The organism is Nocardiopsis ansamitocini, assembly GCF_030268225.1.
Lineage (GTDB): Bacteria > Actinomycetota > Actinomycetes > Streptosporangiales > Streptosporangiaceae > Nocardiopsis_D > Nocardiopsis_D ansamitocini.
Genome location: NZ_BSQG01000006.1, coordinates 150100 through 166872 on the forward strand (window position 1 = coordinate 150100; position 16773 = coordinate 166872).

Here is a 16773-nt window from a genome sequence, read left to right on the forward strand (position 1 = left end):
GGAAGCGCCCCCTCCGCGGCTTGGTGCGGTGCGCTCTAGTGTGCCTCGGCCAGCAGCTTGGCGATCCGGCCCACGCCTTCGGTGAGGTCGGCGTCGCTCAGGGCGTAGGACAGGCGCAGGTACCCGGGAGTGCCGAACGCCTCACCCGGGACGACGGCTACCTCGGCCTGCTCCAGGATCAACCCGGCCAACTCGGCGGAGGACCGGGGACGCTGTCCGCGGATCTCCTTGCCGAGGACCTCCTTGACGGAGGGGTAGGCGTAGAACGCGCCCTGCGGTTCGGGGCAGAGGACGCCGGGGATCTCGTTGAGCATCCGGACGACGGTCTGACGGCGGCGGTCGAAGGCCACCTTCATTTCGTCCACGGCCGCGAGGTCGCCGGAGACGGCGGCAAGCGCGGCGGCCTGGGAGACGTTGGCGACGTTGGAGGTGGCGTGCGACTGGAGGTTGCCGGCCGCCTTCACCACGTCCTTGGGGCCGATCACCCATCCGACCCGCCAGCCGGTCATCGCATACGTCTTGGCCACTCCGTTGACGATCACGGTGCGGTCCGCCAGCTCGGGCACCTCGACGGGCAGCGAGGAGAACCGGGCGTCACCGTAGACCAGGTGCTCGTAGATCTCGTCGGTGAGGACCCACAGGCCGTTGGCCGCGGCCCACTGGCCGATCTCGCGCACCTGGGCCGGAGTGCTCACCGCTCCGGTGGGGTTGGAGGGGGAGACGAACAACAGGACCTTGGTGCGCGCGGTGCGTGCCGCCTCCAACTGCTCCACGCCGGCCAGGTAGCCGGTGGACTCGTCGGTGACCACGTAGACCGGGACGCCGCCCGCGAGCTTGATCGATTCGGGGTAGGTGGTCCAGTACGGGGCGATGACGATGACCTCGTCCCCCGGGTCCAGCAGGGTCGCGAACGCCTCGTAGATGGCCTGCTTGCCACCGTTGGTGACCAGTACCTGGCTCGGGTCCACCTGGTAGCCGGAGTCCCGCAGCGTCTTGGCGGCGATCGCCTCCTTCAGCTCGGGCAGGCCGCCGGCCGGGGTGTAGCGGTGGAAGCGAGGGTCGTGGCAGGCCTTGGCCGCCGCCTCGACGATGTAGTCCGGGGTGGGGAAGTCGGGTTCCCCGGCCCCGAAGCCGATCACGGGACGGCCTGCGGCCTTCATGGCCTTGGCCTTCGCGTCCACCGCGAGGGTCGCGGACTCGGAGATGCCGCCGATACGTGCGGAGATACGGGGTCGCTCAGTCATGGCCCCATGTTTTCACGTGCCGGCTCAGTGCGTACGACAAGGGGTGAGGACCGCTTGTCGGCGTCCGGATCGGACCTCCGGGTTGGTTCCGGAACCGGATTGGGCATAGAATCTGGCAACCGATGGGATGGTTGCGGCCCGGAAGTTCGTTCTATTGACGAGCGAACGCCTCCGATAGCAGCTATCGTGTTACCCGCACGACCCAAGGGCAGTGGCTCAATTGGTAGAGCACCGGTCTCCAAAACCGGCGGTTGGGGGTTCGAGTCCCTCCTGCCCTGCAAGGCACTCTGAGAAGAGCATCCGGCAATCCCTAAGGACCTCAGGTGACACAGACTGACGCGGACGCCAAGCCCGAGAAGGAGCGCAAGCGTCGTACCGGTCCGGTGACGTTCACCAAGCAGGTCGTCGCCGAGCTGCGCAAGGTTCGCTGGCCAACCCGGCGCGAGCTGGTCACCTACACCGTCGTGGTGATCATCTTCGTCCTCGTGATGGTCGGCTACATCGCCCTCCTGGACTTTGGTTTCGGTGAAGCCGTCACCTGGTTCTACGGGACGGTCGTCTCCGGCTGATCCATCAGCATCTTCGGGCCGGCACGGCCAGTTTGGTCCCATCGTCTCTGGTGAGACCATAAGCTGGCAGTGCTGGCCTCTTGTGCTTTCGGGCCAGTCGCGCCAGCGCCTATCCGACGAGAGAAAGAGCAGCCGTGTCCGAGTCCCCACTGACAGCTGACGGCTTCCCCAACGAGGAGCGGGATCAGTCGTCGGCGGAAGAGACCGGTCCGCGTGCCGAGCAGGCGGAAGCTGCTGAGGCTGAGGCTGCCGACGCGGTCGCGGCCGAGGAGACCGACGCCCAGTCCGGCGACGAAACCGAGTCCGAGTCCGGTGACGACACCGACTCCGAAGGCGAGATCACCGAGGTCGAGCTGCCCAAGCTCGACCCCGTCGAGGAGTTCAAGATCGAGCTCCGGCTCCTGCCCGGAGACTGGTACGTCGTCCACACCTACGCGGGCTACGAGAACCGGGTGAAGGCCAACGTCGAGAGCCGTACCCAGTCGCTCAACATGGAGGAGTACATCTTCCAGGTCGAGGTGCCCACGCAGGAGGTCACCGAGGTCAAGAGCGGCAAGCGGCAACTGGTTACCGAGAAGGTGCTGCCCGGCTACGTGCTCGTGCGCATGGACCTCACCGACGAGTCCTGGGCCGCGGTGCGCAACACCCCCGGCGTCACCGGATTCGTCGGCCTGTCCAACCGCCCGGCGCCGCTGAGCGTCCAGGAGGTCGCCGACCTCCTCGCGCCCGAGCCCGAGGAGACCCCGGAGCAGGCCAAGAAGAAGGAGTCGGAGACCCGTTCCGACGTGGCCTACGAGGTCGGCGAGTCCGTCACCGTCATGGAAGGCCCCTTCGCCACGCTGCCCGCCACGGTCAGCGAGATCAACCCCGACACCCAGAAGCTCAAGGTGTTGGTGTCGATCTTCGGCCGCGAGACCCCCGTGGAGCTTGCGTTCAACCAGGTCTCCAAGATCTGACGCATGATCTAGACTTGGTGGGTCCGCCCTTGATCGGGCGGGCCCATCGCGCCCCGCTCCGGCGGGGCTTTCGCGCGGTCCGCACGGGTCCCGGCGGTCGCGCGCACTCCCGAATCCGCGCAGGGAGACGTCCAAGGGCTCGTCCCTTGTTCAGGGTGGGGCCACGGCTGCACCCCCTGCGCGCCTGCGGGCCCGGGACCACCGCAATTCGCAAATCAGGCAAAGGACCCGAATCATGCCTCCGAAGAAGAAACTGGCCGCGCTGGTCAAGGTTCAGCTTCCCGCTGGCCAGGCCACCCCGGCGCCGCCCGTCGGTACCGCTCTCGGTCCGCACGGCGTCAACATCATGGACTTCTGCAAGCAGTACAACGCTGCTACCGAAGCCCAGCGCGGCAGCGTCATCCCCGTCGAGATCTCCATCTTCGAGGACCGCTCCTTCACCTTCGTCACCAAGACGCCGCCGGCTCCCAAGCTCATCCTCAAGGCCGCCGGCCTCGACAAGGGTGCGCCGGACCCCAGCCGCAGCACCGCCGGTTCCATCACCCGGGACCAGGTGCGTGAGATCGCGCAGACCAAGCTGCCCGACCTCAACACCGACAACATCGACGCCGCGGAGAAGATCGTCGCCGGCACCGCCCGTTCCATGGGCATCGAGGTCAAGTAGCGCACTGGCGCCACCCCCTCTGTTTTTCGTGGCAGGGCCAAGCGCTGGCCCGGACCACACGCCTCTGAAATCTGGAGTTTTTCGTGAAGCGCAGCAAGAGCTACCGCAAAGCGGCTGAGAACATCGACACCGACCGGCTGTACACGCCGGTCGAGGCCGTGAAGCTGGCCAAGGAGAACCTCGTCGTCAAGTTCGACGCCACCGTCGAGGTCGCCATGCGTCTGGGCATCGACCCCCGCAAGGCCGACCAGATGGTGCGCGGCACCGTGAACCTGCCGCACGGCACCGGCAAGACCGCCCGGGTCCTGGTCTTCGCCACGGGTGAGCGTGCCGAGCAGGCGCGGGCCGCCGGCGCCGACTTCGTCGGCGACGACGACCTCGTCGAGGAGATCCAGAAGGGTTTCCTCGACTTCGACGCCGTTGTGGCGACCCCGGACCTCATGGGCAAGGTCGGCCGCCTGGGCCGCGTGCTCGGCCCCCGTGGCCTCATGCCCAACCCCAAGACCGGCACCGTCACCCCTGATGTCGCCAAGGCCGTCACCGACATCAAGGGCGGCAAGATCGAGTTCCGTGCCGACCGGCACGGCAACCTGCACTTCATCATCGGCAAGGCATCCTTCGACGACGTCAAGCTCGCCGAGAACTACGCCGCCGCGATCGACGAGGTGCAGCGTCTCAAGCCCTCCGCGGCCAAGGGCCGTTACATCCGCAAGGCGACCATGAGCACCACCATGGCCCCCGGCATCCCGCTGGACGCAACCGCCTAAGCGGTCCGCGCCCTGCGCACGGGGCGCCCCGACGCTGAGCAGGCCCTTTCGGGCCCGGCGCCGGGGCGCCCCTTTTCGTGTGTCCTGGGAGTATTCGCCCAGGTGGCGTCACCCGGCCAGATGTCGGCCGCAAGCGGCAAGGTTGCCGCCAGGTCGGTTCTGCCAGCTCAGCGAGACCGTAAATGTCGTTTTCGATCGGTATGTTCATCTTCCTCGGCCGCACCGGTGGCCGTGACCCGATCTGGAGAAACGATCCACATGTTGCGTACATTCGGCACCGCAGTCGTTGCGGGAAGCACGGTCCTGATGCTGGCCGCCTGTGGTGGCGCCGGGGACACGCCGACCGAAGCCCCGGCGTCCCCCGTAGAAGAGTCCGCCGACACCGGTTCGGGCGGGCTGGACATCCTCCAGAAGCTCGTCGGTTCCACCGAGGAGGTCACCAGCTTCCGGGCGGTGAGCAGTATCCAGGGAGGGGAGGCCGGGGAGCAGGAGGTCGCCCTTGAGCAGGAGATCCGTTACACCGCCTCCCCGGAGCCCGTCTACGAGGCGAAGTCGGACCTGATGGGGATGGAGATCGTCACCATCATCCACGGCGACGAAGTGCTGATGGACATGGGATCCGGATGGACCCGCACCAGCCTTTCCGACGTCGGCGAACTCGGTGTCGACGTCAGTGAGGCCGTCGACCCCGGGGCCCAGGTCGCCAAGCTCCAGGAGGCCGCGGACCTCTCGGAGGAAGGGCAGGAGGAGGTCAACGGCGTGGCCACCACCAAGTTCGCCGGCACCCTGCCGGTCTCCAGCGCGATCGAGACGCTCCCCGAGGACGTGCGGGCCGCGACCGAGCAGGAGTACGCCGACGCCGGCCTCACCGAGATCCCCTTCACCCTTTGGGTGGACGGTGACGACCTGCCCCGCCGGATCGTCACCGACATGGGGCAGTCGTCCATGACAGTGGAGTACCTGGAGTTCAACGGCGACATCACCATCGAGTTGCCGTCCGAGGACCAGATCACCGACGGGGGCTCCCTCCTGGGCGGCTGACCCGGAGCGTGCCGGCCGGGCGAGGGGACGTCCCCTGCCCGGTTCGACGCACGGGGAAACATCGCCTACCATTGGTATCTGCCGAAGACCGCCGGTCGTCACCCGTCGGGTGACCTAAGGTCCCAGTCTGTTGTGGGGCGCCTGCGTAGGTTGCTGTGAGCGTTGGATTCCCGCGTGCCTTCGCATGCCCATGATTCTCGATGCCCCGTGCGCCTGCGCCGGGGCATTTCTGCTTCTCTCGGGTGCTCGCCCGGACTGCGGCCTTGAAATCGGTGTTCACAGTTGGAAGGAGTCCCATGGCGAGGCCGGATAAGGCAGCCGCGGTCGCCGAGCTCAAGGAAGAATTCGAGAGCTCCAACGGCGCCGTGCTGACCGAATACCGTGGGCTCACTGTTGCGCAGGTCACCGAACTGCGCAACAGCCTCGGCCAGAACACGCGTTTCCGCGTTGTGAAGAACACGCTGACCAAGATCGCCGCCACTGAGGCCGGTCTGGACGAGCAGGTCCTCGACCTGTTCCAGGGTCCCTCCGCCATCGCCTTCGTCAAGGGCGACGTCGTTGAGGCCGCCAAGGGTCTGCGTGACTTCTCCAAGGCGAACTCGCCCCTGGTGATCAAGGGCGGTGTCATCGACGGTAAGCCGATGAGCCCCGAGCAGATCACCAGGCTGGCCGACCTTGAGTCCCGCGAGGTGCTCCTCTCGAAGCTTGCCGGTGCCCTCAAGGGCAAGCAGGGCCAGGCCGCGGCCCTGTTCCAGGCGCTGCCGTCCAAGACCGTGCGTCTTGCCCAGGCCCTGGCCGACAAGCGCGCCGAGTCGGAGTCCGAGTAGCGCGATCGCCTCGGCCGCCCTTGGCGTGCCGAAGCCCGCGCGACATGAGTACCTGGTTGGCGCGCCACGCGCCGCCGTTCACATTTCGGTCCCTCGTCAACGGACGCGGGAACCGGTAGAGAAAGAGAGATCGCAACCATGGCGAAGCTCAGCAACGAAGAGCTGCTCGGCGCGTTCGAGAACATGACCCTGCTGGAGCTCGCGGACTTCGTGAAGCTCTTCGAGGAGAAGTTCGACGTCACCGCCGCCGCCCCGGCCGCCGTCGTCGCCGCCGCCCCCGGTGGCGCTGCTGCCCCCGCCGAGGAGGAGAAGGACGAGTTCGACGTCGTTCTCGAGGCCGCCGGCGACAAGAAGATCCAGGTCATCAAGGAGGTCCGCGGCCTCACGAGCCTGGGCCTGAAGGAAGCCAAGGACCTGGTCGACAACGCTCCCAAGCCGCTGCTCGAGGGCGTCAACAAGGAGACCGCGGAGAAGGCCAAGGCCACCCTCGAGGGTGCCGGCGCCACCGTGACCCTGAAGTAGTCTCCCCCGAGAGACGTTCGGGCGGCCGTCCCCTCCGGGGCGGCCGCCTTTGTCGTGTCCGGGGTGCGACGCCGAAGCGCTGAAACGCGCTGTCGGCAAGAGACGGGGGCGGCTGGGCTGAACGGGGCGGGGTGCGCTCCGAGCCGCTCTGGACGCGTTTGAACCGGCGTGCGTGCGACCGTTTTGCCCGGATGGCCCGACGGCTCTCGTTGTGTCCGGCGTCGGCGGCCGTCGCACGCGGCCGTCGTGCAGTGAAGGGGCCGCGGCGCCCGGGGCGGGGACCGGATCTCTGTCGTCCCCTGCTGTTACCGTGAACCCCGGTTCATTCCCCTATGTCTGCTGGCTCACACCTCGTTTCGCCTGTGGGTCCTCTCACGGTGCCGGAAACCCCCTATGGGGCCGACTCGGGCTTGACGGATCCGCCTGTTGGAGCGATGCTGCGTGGTGTCTTGAGGAGTTACGTGGCGCCATGTTGGACAGCGGTGTAGTATTCAGCTACACTGCCCTTTTGCGCTGCCCTTTGACGTATCCTCTGCCAGAGCCCGTGCGTTGTGTCCAATTTCTTCGTTGATTGGCCTGGATCGCACGTTCTCTAGAGCTGAAGACGCCGCCCCGTTCGGTGGGTCCTCGACACATTGGATCGTCCGGCGTGCGCGCGCATCAACCGCCACAAGCCTTCGGAAGGACCCCTGTTGGCAGCCTCGCGCATCGCCTCCGCTAACGCCCTTGGTCCGAACCGCGTTTCTTTCGCCCGCATTCAGGAACCACTCGAGGTCCCCAATCTCCTCGCCCTGCAGACCGAGTCCTTCGACTGGCTGCTCGGCAACGAGGAATGGCGTACCCGAGTTGAAGCGGCCCGTAACGCAGGCCGCAAGGACGTTCCGGAGCAGTCCGGCCTCGAAGAGATCTTTGAAGAGATCAGTCCCATCGAGGACTTCTCGGGCACCATGTCCTTGTCGTTCCGCGATCACCGGTTCGAGCCGCCCAAGTACTCCGAGGAGGAGTGCAAGGACAAGGACATGACCTACTCCGCCCCGATGTTCGTCACAGCGGAGTTCATCAACAACGACACCGGTGAGATCAAGAGCCAGACGGTGTTCATGGGCGACTTCCCGCTCATGACCGTCAAGGGCACCTTCATCATCAACGGCACCGAGCGTGTCGTCGTGTCCCAGCTCGTCCGTTCGCCCGGCGTCTACTTCGACCGCCAGGTCGACAAGACCTCGGACAAGGACCTCTACGGGTGCAAGGTCATCCCGTCGCGCGGTGCCTGGCTGGAGTTCGAGGTCGACAAGCGCGACTTCGTCGGAGTCCGCATCGACCGCAAGCGCAAGCAGGGCGTCACCGTCCTGCTCAAGGCGCTGGGCTGGACCACGGACCAGATCCTGGAGCGCTTCGGCCAGTACGAGTCGATCCGCAACACCCTGGAGAAGGACCCCACGGCCGGCACCGATGACGCGCTGCTGGACATCTACCGCAAGCTCCGTCCGGGCGAGCCGCCCACGAAGGAGTCCGCGCAGACGCTGCTGGAGAACCTCTACTTCAACCCCAAGCGCTACGACCTCGCCAAGGTCGGCCGCTACAAGATCAACAAGAAGTTGGGGCTTGAGGCCGAGTTCACCCAGGGGACGCTGACCGAGGACGACATCGTCGCCACGGTCGACTACATCGTCCGCCTGCACGCGGGCGAGGACACCCTGGAGCGCCCGCACGGCACGTTCCCGATCGAGGTCGACGACATCGACCACTTCGGCAACCGCCGCCTGCGCACCGTCGGTGAGCTCATCCAGAACCAGGTCCGCCTGGGCCTGGCCCGCATGGAGCGCGTCGTGCGTGAGCGCATGACCACCCAGGACGTCGAGGCCATTACGCCGCAGACCCTGATCAACATCCGGCCGGTCGTCGCCTCCATCAAGGAGTTCTTCGGCACCAGCCAGCTGTCGCAGTTCATGGACCAGACCAACCCGCTCGCGGGCCTGACCCACAAGCGCCGCCTGTCCGCGCTCGGTCCCGGCGGTCTGTCCCGTGAGCGCGCGGGCTTCGAGGTCCGCGACGTCCACCCGTCGCACTACGGCCGCATGTGCCCGATCGAGACCCCGGAAGGCCCGAACATCGGCCTGATCGGCTCGCTCGCCGCCTACGGCCGGGTGAACTCCTTCGGGTTCGTCGAGACCCCGTACCGCAAGATCTCCGAGGGCAGGCTGACCGACGAGATCCGCTACCTCACCGCCGACGAGGAGGACCGCTACGTAATCGCCCAGGCGAACACGCCGGTCGCTCCCGACGGCAGCTTCGCCGATGCCCGTGTGCTGGTCCGCCGTAAGGGCGGGGAGTTCGAGGCAGTGGCCGCCGGCGAGGTCGACTACATGGACATCTCGCCGCGCCAGATGGTGTCGGTCGCGACCGCGATGATCCCGTTCCTGGAGCACGACGACGCCAACCGCGCGCTCATGGGTTCCAACATGCAGCGCCAGTCGGTTCCGCTCCTGCGCGCGGAGTCCCCGTTCGTGGGCACCGGCATGGAGTACCGTGCCGCCACCGACGCCGGCGACGTGATCCTGGCGGAGAAGGCGGGGGTCGTCGAGGACGTCACCGCCGACTACATCACGGTCATGGCCGACGACGGCACGCGCAAGACCTACCGGGTCGGCAAGTTCAAGCGCACCAACCAGGGCACCAGCTTCAACCAGCGCCCCATCGTGGCCGACGGCCAGCGGGTCGAGGTCAAGCAGGTCCTGGCCGACGGCCCCTGCACCGACAACGGTGAGATGTCGCTGGGCAAGAACCTCCTCGTCGCCTACATGTCGTGGGAGGGCCACAACTACGAGGACGCCATCGTCCTCTCCCAGCGCATCGTCCAGGACGACGTCCTCTCCTCGATCCACATCGAGGAGCACGAGGTCGACGCCCGCGACACCAAGCTGGGCCCCGAGGAGATCACCCGCGAGATCCCCAACGTCAGCGAGGAAGTCCTCGCCGACCTGGACGACCGCGGCATCATCCGCATCGGTGCCGAGGTCGTCGACGGCGACATCCTGGTCGGCAAGGTCACGCCCAAGGGCGAGACCGAGCTCACCCCCGAGGAGCGGCTCCTGCGCGCGATCTTCGGTGAGAAGGCCCGAGAGGTCCGAGACACCTCGCTGAAGGTGCCCCACGGCGAGTCCGGCAAGGTCATCGGCGTGCGCGTGTTCAGCCGCGAGGAGGGCGACGAGCTCCCCCCCGGCGTCAACGAGCTGGTCCGCGTGTACGTGGCCCAGAAGCGCAAGATCACCGATGGTGACAAGCTCGCCGGCCGTCACGGCAACAAGGGCGTCATCTCCAAGATCCTCCCGCAGGAGGACATGCCGTTCCTCGAGGACGGCACCCCGGTCGACATCGTGCTGAACCCGCTGGGCGTGCCCGGCCGGATGAACGTCGGCCAGATCCTCGAGATTCACCTGGGCTGGTTGGCCAAGAGCGGCTGGAAGATCCAGGGGGACGACGAGGAGTGGAAGCGCGCGATGAGGGCGATCGGCGCGGATGACGTCCAGCCCGGCGTCCGTGTCGCCACGCCTGTCTTCGACGGTCTGCGCGAGGACGAGATCGGCGGGTTGCTGGAGTCCAGCCGACCCAACGCCGACGGCGTCCAGCTGGTCAACAAGGACGGCAAGGCCCGACTGTTCGACGGCCGGACCGGTGAGCCCTTCAAGGAGCCGATCGCGGTCGGTTACACCTACTTCTTGAAGCTGCACCACCTGGTGGACGACAAGATCCACGCGCGTTCCACCGGCCCGTACTCGATGATCACCCAGCAGCCGCTGGGCGGCAAGGCGCAGTTCGGTGGCCAGCGCTTCGGTGAGATGGAGGTGTGGGCACTGGAGGCGTACGGCGCCGCCTACGCGCTCCAGGAACTGCTCACCATCAAGTCCGACGACGTCCTGGGCCGGGTCAAGGTCTACGAGGCGATCGTCAAGGGCGAGAACATTCCCGAGCCCGGCATCCCCGAGTCCTTCAAGGTGCTCATCAAGGAGATGCAGTCGCTCTGCCTCAACGTGGAGGTGCTGTCCAGTGACGGCATGTCGATCGAGATGCGTGACAGCGATGAGGACGTTTTCCGTGCGGCGGAAGAACTGGGTATCGACCTTGGTCGGCGTGAGCCGAGCAGCGTCGAAGAGGTCTAATTCCGCGATCCAAGAGCAGGGGACGAATTAAGTGCTCGACGTCAACTTCTTCGACGAGCTGCGCATTGGCCTCGCCACCGCCGACGACATCCGTCAGTGGTCGCACGGTGAGGTCAAGAAGCCGGAAACCATCAACTACCGGACCCTCAAGCCCGAGAAGGACGGACTCTTCTGCGAGAAGATCTTCGGTCCGACCCGGGACTGGGAGTGCTACTGCGGTAAGTACAAGCGCGTCCGCTTCAAGGGCATCATCTGCGAGCGTTGCGGCGTGGAGGTCACCCGGGCCAAGGTCCGGCGTGAGCGCATGGGCCACATCGAGCTCGCCGCTCCCGTGACCCACATCTGGTACTTCAAGGGCGTACCCAGCCGCCTGGGGTACCTGCTCGACCTGGCCCCGAAGGATCTCGAGAAGATCATCTACTTCGCGGCCTACATGGTCACGTGGGTGGACACCGACGCCCGGGAGCGCGACCTCCAGTCGCTGGAAGCGCGGATCTCGGTCGAGCGCCAGCACCTTGAGCAGCGTCGCGACTCCACGGTCGAGGAGCGTCACCGCAAGCTGGAGACCGACCTCGCCGAGCTTGAGGAGCAGGGCGCCAAGGGCGACGCGCGCCGCAAGGTGCGCGAGGGTGCCGAGCGCGAGATGCGCCAGATCCGCGACCGCGCCCAGCGGGAGATCGACCGTCTCGACGAGGTGTGGAGCCGGTTCAAGAACCTCAAGGTCCAGGACCTCGAAGGCGACGAGCTGCTCTACCGCGACATGCGCGACCGCTTCGGCAAGTACTTCCGCGGTGGGATGGGCGCCCAGGCCATCCAGGAGCGCCTTGCCAACTTCGACCTCGATGCCGAGGCCGAGAAGCTGCGCGAGACCATCCGCAGCGGCAAGGGCCAGAAGAAGGCCCGCGCGCTCAAGCGGCTCAAGGTCGTGTCCGCGTTCCTCAACACCCGCAACAGCCCCAACGGCATGGTGCTGGACTGCGTCCCGGTGATCCCGCCGGACCTGCGTCCGATGGTTCAGCTCGACGGTGGCCGTTTCGCCACCTCCGACCTGAACGACCTGTACCGCCGTGTCATCAACCGCAACAACCGGTTGAAGCGTCTGCTGGACCTCGGTGCGCCCGAGATCATCGTGAACAACGAGAAGCGGATGCTCCAGGAGGCCGTCGACGCCCTGTTCGACAACGGCCGCCGCGGCCGTCCGGTCACCGGACCGGGCAACCGACCGCTCAAGTCGCTGTCGGACATGCTCAAGGGCAAGCAGGGCCGGTTCCGCCAGAACCTGCTCGGCAAGCGTGTGGACTACTCCGGTCGTTCGGTGATCGTCGTCGGTCCGCAGCTCAAGCTGCACCAGTGTGGTCTGCCCAAGCAGATGGCGCTGGAGCTGTTCAAGCCCTTCGTGATGAAGCGCCTGGTCGACCTGAACCATGCGCAGAACATCAAGAGCGCCAAGCGAATGGTCGAGCGGTCCCGCCCGGTGGTCTGGGATGTCCTCGAAGAGGTCATCACCGAGCACCCGGTGCTGCTCAACCGTGCGCCGACCCTGCACCGTCTGGGTATCCAGGCGTTCGAGCCGCAGCTGGTCGAGGGCAAGGCCATCCAGATCCACCCGCTCGTGTGCACCGCGTTCAACGCGGACTTCGACGGGGACCAGATGGCGGTGCACCTGCCGCTGTCGGCGGAGGCCCAGGCCGAGGCGCGCATCCTGATGCTCGCCACGAACAACATCCTGAAGCCGTCCGACGGCAAGCCGGTCACCATGCCCACGCAGGACATGATCATCGGCCTCTACTACCTGACCACCCACAAAGAGGGTGCGCCGGGCGAGGGTCGCGCGTTCCGTACGCCGGCCGAGGCGATCATGGCCTACGACCTGGGAGCCCTCGACATTCGGGCCCAGATCAAGCTGCGCATCGAGGGAGACGCCCCGCCGCCCCGCGGCTGGACCTTCCCCGACGACCACGTGGCGGGCGAGCCGTACATCCTGGAGACCACTCTGGGCCGGTACCTGTTCAACGAGACCACCCCGTTGGACTACCCGTACGTGAACCAGCAGATGGGCAAGAAGCAGCTGTCGGTTCTGGTCACCGAGCTGGCCGAGAAGTACCCCAAGGTGCAGGTCGCCACCACGCTGGACGCCCTCAAGGACGCCGGCTACCACTGGGCGACCCGTTCCGGGCTGACCATCGGCATCGGCGACGTCGTCGCCCCGCCGAACAAGCAGCAGATCTTGGACACCTACGAGAAGCAGGCGGACAAGATCCAGCGGGAGTACGACCGCGGTCTGATCACCGACGACGAGCGTCGTCAGGAGCTGACCGAGATCTGGACCAAGGCCACCAACGAGGTGGCCAAGGAGATGGAGGACAACTTCCCCATCGACAACCCGGTCTGGATGATGGTCAACTCCGGTGCCCGAGGCAACCCGATGCAGGTGCGTCAGATCGCCGGTATCCGTGGTCTGGTCTCCAACACCAAGGGTGAGACCATCCCGCGTCCGATCAAGTCCTCCTACCGTGAGGGCCTGTCGGTGCTGGAGTACTTCATCTCCACGCACGGGCAGCGAAAGGGCCTTGCCGACACTGCGCTGCGCACCGCCGACTCCGGGTACCTCACCCGTCGTCTGGTGGACGTGGCCCAGGACGTCATCGTCCGCGAGATCGACTGCGGCACCGACCGTTCGCTGTGGCACGAGATCGGCGAGGTCCGTCCGGACGGCACCGTCGTGCGCAAGCACAACGTCGAGAACACCGGTACCGCACGCACTTTGGCCGAAGACGTCGTCGTAGACGGTAAGGTCGTGGCACCCGCACTGGGCGACACCACTGAGACCGTCATCGACGATCTCATCGCGGCCGGCCTGACCCGGGTCCGGGTACGTAGCTCCCTGGTGTGCGAGGCCAAGATCGGCGTCTGCACCACCTGCTACGGTCGCTCCCTGGCCACCGGCAAGCCGGTGGACGTGGGCGAGGCCATCGGCATCATCGCGGCCCAGTCGATCGGTGAGCCCGGTACCCAGCTGACCATGCGTACCTTCCACATGGGTGGTTCGGCCGGTCTGGACATCACGCACGGTCTGCCGCGTGTCCAGGAGCTGTTCGAGGCGCGCGTCCCCAAGGGTGTCGCGCCGATCAGCGAGGTCGAGGGTCGGATCCGCATCGACGAGACCGAGAAGAGCCGCAAGCTCATCTTGATCCCGGACGACGGTTCCGAGGAGATCGCCTACCCGGTGCCGATGCGTTCGCGCCTGCTGATCAAGGAGGGCGACCACGTCACGGTCGGCCAGCAGCTGATCCAGGGTGCGATCAACCCGCACGAGGTCCTGCGCATCCAGGGACCGCGAGCGGTGCAGCAGCACCTGGTGTCGGAGGTCCAGGAGGTCTACAAGTCGCAGGGTGTCTCGATTCACGACAAGCACATCGAGATCATCGTGCGGCAGATGCTCAAGCGGGTGAACACCCTGGAGTCCGGCGACACCTCACTGCTGCCGGGTGAGATGGTCGAGCGTCCCAAGTTCGAGGCGATGAACCGTCAGGTCGTGGCCGAAGGCGGCCAGCCGGCCTCCGCGCGTCCCGTCCTGCTGGGCATCACCAAGGCGTCGCTGGCCACCGAGTCGTGGCTGTCCGCGGCCTCCTTCCAGGAGACCACCCGGGTCCTCACCGAGAACGCCATTCACGGCAAGAGCGACCCGCTGCTGGGCCTCAAGGAGAACGTGATCCTCGGTAAGCTCATCCCGGCCGGTACCGGAATGCCGCAGTACCGCAACATCCGGGTGGAGCCCACCGAAGAGGCCAAGGCATCGATGTACTCTGTCTCCTCCTACGAGGAGCCCAGCGAGTACACCTTCGGTCAGGGATCCGGCGAGGCCGTCCCGCTGGAGGAATACGATTTCGGTCCCTACAACAGGTGACCTGAAGGACAACCGGTGAGTGTGGTTGTCTGACCTGGCGACGGCGGTAGTCCACCCCCCGTAACGGGGTGGGACTACCGCCGTTCGTCTTTGTCAGTGGGCATACTCATAAGGGGGACTGTCGGTTGAGCGCGCACGCGCGGTCGGGAGATCGAACACAGTGACCGAAAACGGGGGAGCGGCCCACGGGGCGCCCAACGGAGAGCAGGGGTACCCGAAGGAGGATTCGGGCTCCTGGTTCAAACCGAGTGGCGACCGCTACCGCACACAGGCGGACTACCAAGATCCGTACGAGGACGAGCAGCAGAGGCCGGACTACGGTTCCGAGGCTCGCGACGACGGGACCGACCAGTCGGGTCCGGCCGGCTCTTCGCCGTACCCGGACTCCGGCGGCTATCCCGGCCTGGGATACCTGGGGCGCTCGGCCACACCGGGTATGGCTGAGCCCTACCCCTCCGCATTGGGCGACCTCGGAGCCCCGCCCGGGGCGGCGGAGCCCGCCCGCCCCGCACCGCAGCCGTCGAGCCGGGACGACTACCCGTTCGACCTGCCGCCCCGCGGACCGGGCGCGCCGTTCTCCGCCGCGCCGGCGAGCACCGGCAGCTACCCGGGTCCGGAGGCCGACGGGCAGCCGTCCATGGATGCCGGTTCCTCCGGGAACGAGGCCTCCTACGACCTCTCCTCGGCCTCCTACCGGCCGGAGGAGCTCTATCCGGACGCCGAACCCGGTTCGGTGCAGGGCACGACCTATCTGTTCGACTCCGAGCCCGGCCGGCGGTCCGAGCCGCAGGAGTCCGAAACGGCGCATGAGACCGGTTCGCATCCGGGAGTGACGTTCCTCTTCGACACCCCCGACAGTGCGAGCGGTACGGAGTCCGGGGCAGCCGCCCCGGAGTACGACTTCGACGGGCCACGGGGCAAGCCGACCGCCTACCAGGCTTCCGACACGTTCAGCCGGGAACCGGATGCCGGTTCCCGGTCCGGCGACGCCGCTCCGGCTTTCGACGAAGCGCCGGAGTCCCGGACCCCGTCACCCGCCGACGTCTACCGGATCCCCGACACCTCGGCGGGTGCGGACCGTCCGGCCGGGGCGGCGGGTTACTCCAGCGGCGGTTACTCCAGCTGGTCGAGCGCCACCGGCGCCACCGACCGCCCCTGGGCGACCTCCCCGGATGCGTCGTCGTCCTCGGCCGGTGGGGGACAGCCCGACCAGGACACGGACGAGGCTCGCCCCGCCTATGGCGTCAGCGGGTCTGCCGCGCCGGACCCGCTGACGGACTTCTCACGGTCCGCGTACGAAGAGAACGACTCCTCGGGGGCCCGGCGGGACGACGACTACTCCGACAGCGGCTGGCAAAGGACCGCGGACTACTCCTTCGACGACGAGCCCGACACCGTCAGGCGTTCCGATGAGCGCTCCTTCGCCTCCGGCGGCGATTTCGGCGGCGATCTCGGCACCGGTAGCGGAAACACCTGGGCGTTCAGCCGGGACGACCCGCGGCTGCCCGACAGCGTGCGCGAGGTCGCCGAGCGGGAGAGGGAGGAGCGGGAACGGCGTCGTGCAGAAACCGCCGATCCGCTGACCGGTGACGACCACTGGTCCCGCTCTGAGGAGCCGGAGACACCGGCGGCCACCGACGACCCGCTCCTGGCGATCGCCAACGAGCAGGCGCAGGCCAGGGCCAGGGAACGCGAGGCGGAAGCTGGCGTCGGCGGCTTCGACGGTGACGCGGGCACCCAGGCCATGCCGGTGATCGGCGACGCCTCCGACTACGACCGGTACGAGGATTTCTCGGCGTCGGGTGGTGACCGGGGGTACGGCGACGGGCTCGGGTACGACGACCGTCGTGATGCCCGTGGGGCCGACTCCTACGACGAGCTCGGTTTTGACGAGCGCCGTGGGGGCCGGGAGACGGATGCGTCGTACGACTCCGACCGGTACGAGGATTTCTCGGCGTCGGGTGGTGACCGGGGGTACGGCGATGAGCTCGGGTACGACGACCGTCGTGATGCCCGTGGGGCCGACTCCTACGACGAGCTCGGTTTTGACGAGCGCCGTGGGGGCCGGGAGACGGATGCGTCGTACGACTCCGACCGGTACGAGGATTTCTCGGGT

11 protein-coding genes and 1 tRNA gene are annotated in these 16773 nt (G+C 67.0%); 11 read left to right on the plus strand and 1 reads right to left on the minus strand.

Translation table 11 applies throughout. From position 1 onward, the window contains the following. Nucleotides 1-35: 35 nt before the first annotated feature. Entirely contained in the window at nt 36-1244 is a 1209-nt protein-coding gene (locus tag QSJ59_RS17875) for a pyridoxal phosphate-dependent aminotransferase (protein WP_285760751.1), read from the minus strand. A gap of 205 nt (nt 1245-1449) precedes the next feature. Between QSJ59_RS17875 and QSJ59_RS17880 the strand changes: the two genes are divergently transcribed. The 11 genes from QSJ59_RS17880 to QSJ59_RS17930 form a co-directional block, all read left to right on the plus strand. Continuing rightward, a tRNA-Trp gene (locus QSJ59_RS17880) sits at nt 1450-1522 on the plus strand. Between the two features lie 45 nt (nt 1523-1567). Further along, on the plus strand, nt 1568-1813 hold the full coding sequence (secE, locus tag QSJ59_RS17885) for a preprotein translocase subunit SecE (protein WP_285760753.1): 246 nt from the start codon (nt 1568-1570) through the stop codon (nt 1811-1813). Nucleotides 1814-1947: 134 nt separating this feature from the next. After that, nucleotides 1948-2769, plus strand: coding sequence for a transcription termination/antitermination protein NusG (nusG, locus tag QSJ59_RS17890; RefSeq protein WP_285760754.1), 822 nt, complete (start codon nt 1948-1950; stop codon nt 2767-2769). 235 nt (nt 2770-3004) lie between these two features. Continuing rightward, on the plus strand, nt 3005-3433 hold the full coding sequence (gene rplK, locus QSJ59_RS17895) for a 50S ribosomal protein L11 (RefSeq protein ID WP_285760756.1): 429 nt from the start codon (nt 3005-3007) through the stop codon (nt 3431-3433). A gap of 83 nt (nt 3434-3516) precedes the next feature. Then, nucleotides 3517-4200 (plus strand): 50S ribosomal protein L1, encoded by a 684-nt coding sequence (rplA, locus tag QSJ59_RS17900; RefSeq protein WP_285760757.1) that lies wholly within the window; start codon nt 3517-3519, stop codon nt 4198-4200. 258 nt (nt 4201-4458) lie between these two features. After that, the gene (locus QSJ59_RS17905) at nt 4459-5241 is read left to right on the plus strand and encodes an SCO4651 family lipoprotein (RefSeq protein ID WP_285760758.1); all 783 of its coding nucleotides are present in this window, start codon (nt 4459-4461) and stop codon (nt 5239-5241) included. A gap of 296 nt (nt 5242-5537) precedes the next feature. Continuing rightward, the gene (rplJ, locus tag QSJ59_RS17910; RefSeq protein ID WP_285760759.1) at nt 5538-6068 is read left to right on the plus strand and encodes a 50S ribosomal protein L10; all 531 of its coding nucleotides are present in this window, start codon (nt 5538-5540) and stop codon (nt 6066-6068) included. A 138-nt stretch (nt 6069-6206) separates the two neighbouring features. After that, nucleotides 6207-6590, plus strand: a complete 384-nt coding sequence (rplL, locus tag QSJ59_RS17915) for a 50S ribosomal protein L7/L12 (RefSeq protein WP_285760760.1) — start codon at nt 6207-6209, stop codon at nt 6588-6590. Between the two features lie 692 nt (nt 6591-7282). Further along, nucleotides 7283-10750: a DNA-directed RNA polymerase subunit beta gene (gene rpoB / locus QSJ59_RS17920; protein ID WP_285760761.1), complete on the plus strand. Its 3468-nt coding sequence runs from the start codon at nt 7283-7285 to the stop codon at nt 10748-10750. Nucleotides 10751-10781: 31 nt separating this feature from the next. Next, nucleotides 10782-14657 (plus strand): DNA-directed RNA polymerase subunit beta', encoded by a 3876-nt coding sequence (locus QSJ59_RS17925; protein WP_285760762.1) that lies wholly within the window; start codon nt 10782-10784, stop codon nt 14655-14657. Nucleotides 14658-14817: 160 nt separating this feature from the next. After that, nucleotides 14818-16773 (plus strand): hypothetical protein (locus QSJ59_RS17930; protein ID WP_432707499.1); only part of this gene is annotated, 1956 nt, incomplete at its 3' end.

Excerpts from the sequence above, each read along its gene's own strand:
- QSJ59_RS17875 (WP_285760751.1), bottom strand. The coding sequence starts at position 1,244 with ATGACTGAGCGACCCCGTATCTCCGCACGTATCGGCGGCATCTCCGAG.
- rplK (WP_285760756.1), top strand. The coding sequence starts at position 3,005 with ATGCCTCCGAAGAAGAAACTGGCCGCGCTGGTCAAGGTTCAGCTTCCC.
- rplJ (WP_285760759.1), top strand. The coding sequence starts at position 5,538 with ATGGCGAGGCCGGATAAGGCAGCCGCGGTCGCCGAGCTCAAGGAAGAA.
- QSJ59_RS17905 (WP_285760758.1), top strand. The coding sequence starts at position 4,459 with ATGTTGCGTACATTCGGCACCGCAGTCGTTGCGGGAAGCACGGTCCTG.
- rplL (WP_285760760.1), top strand. The coding sequence starts at position 6,207 with ATGGCGAAGCTCAGCAACGAAGAGCTGCTCGGCGCGTTCGAGAACATG.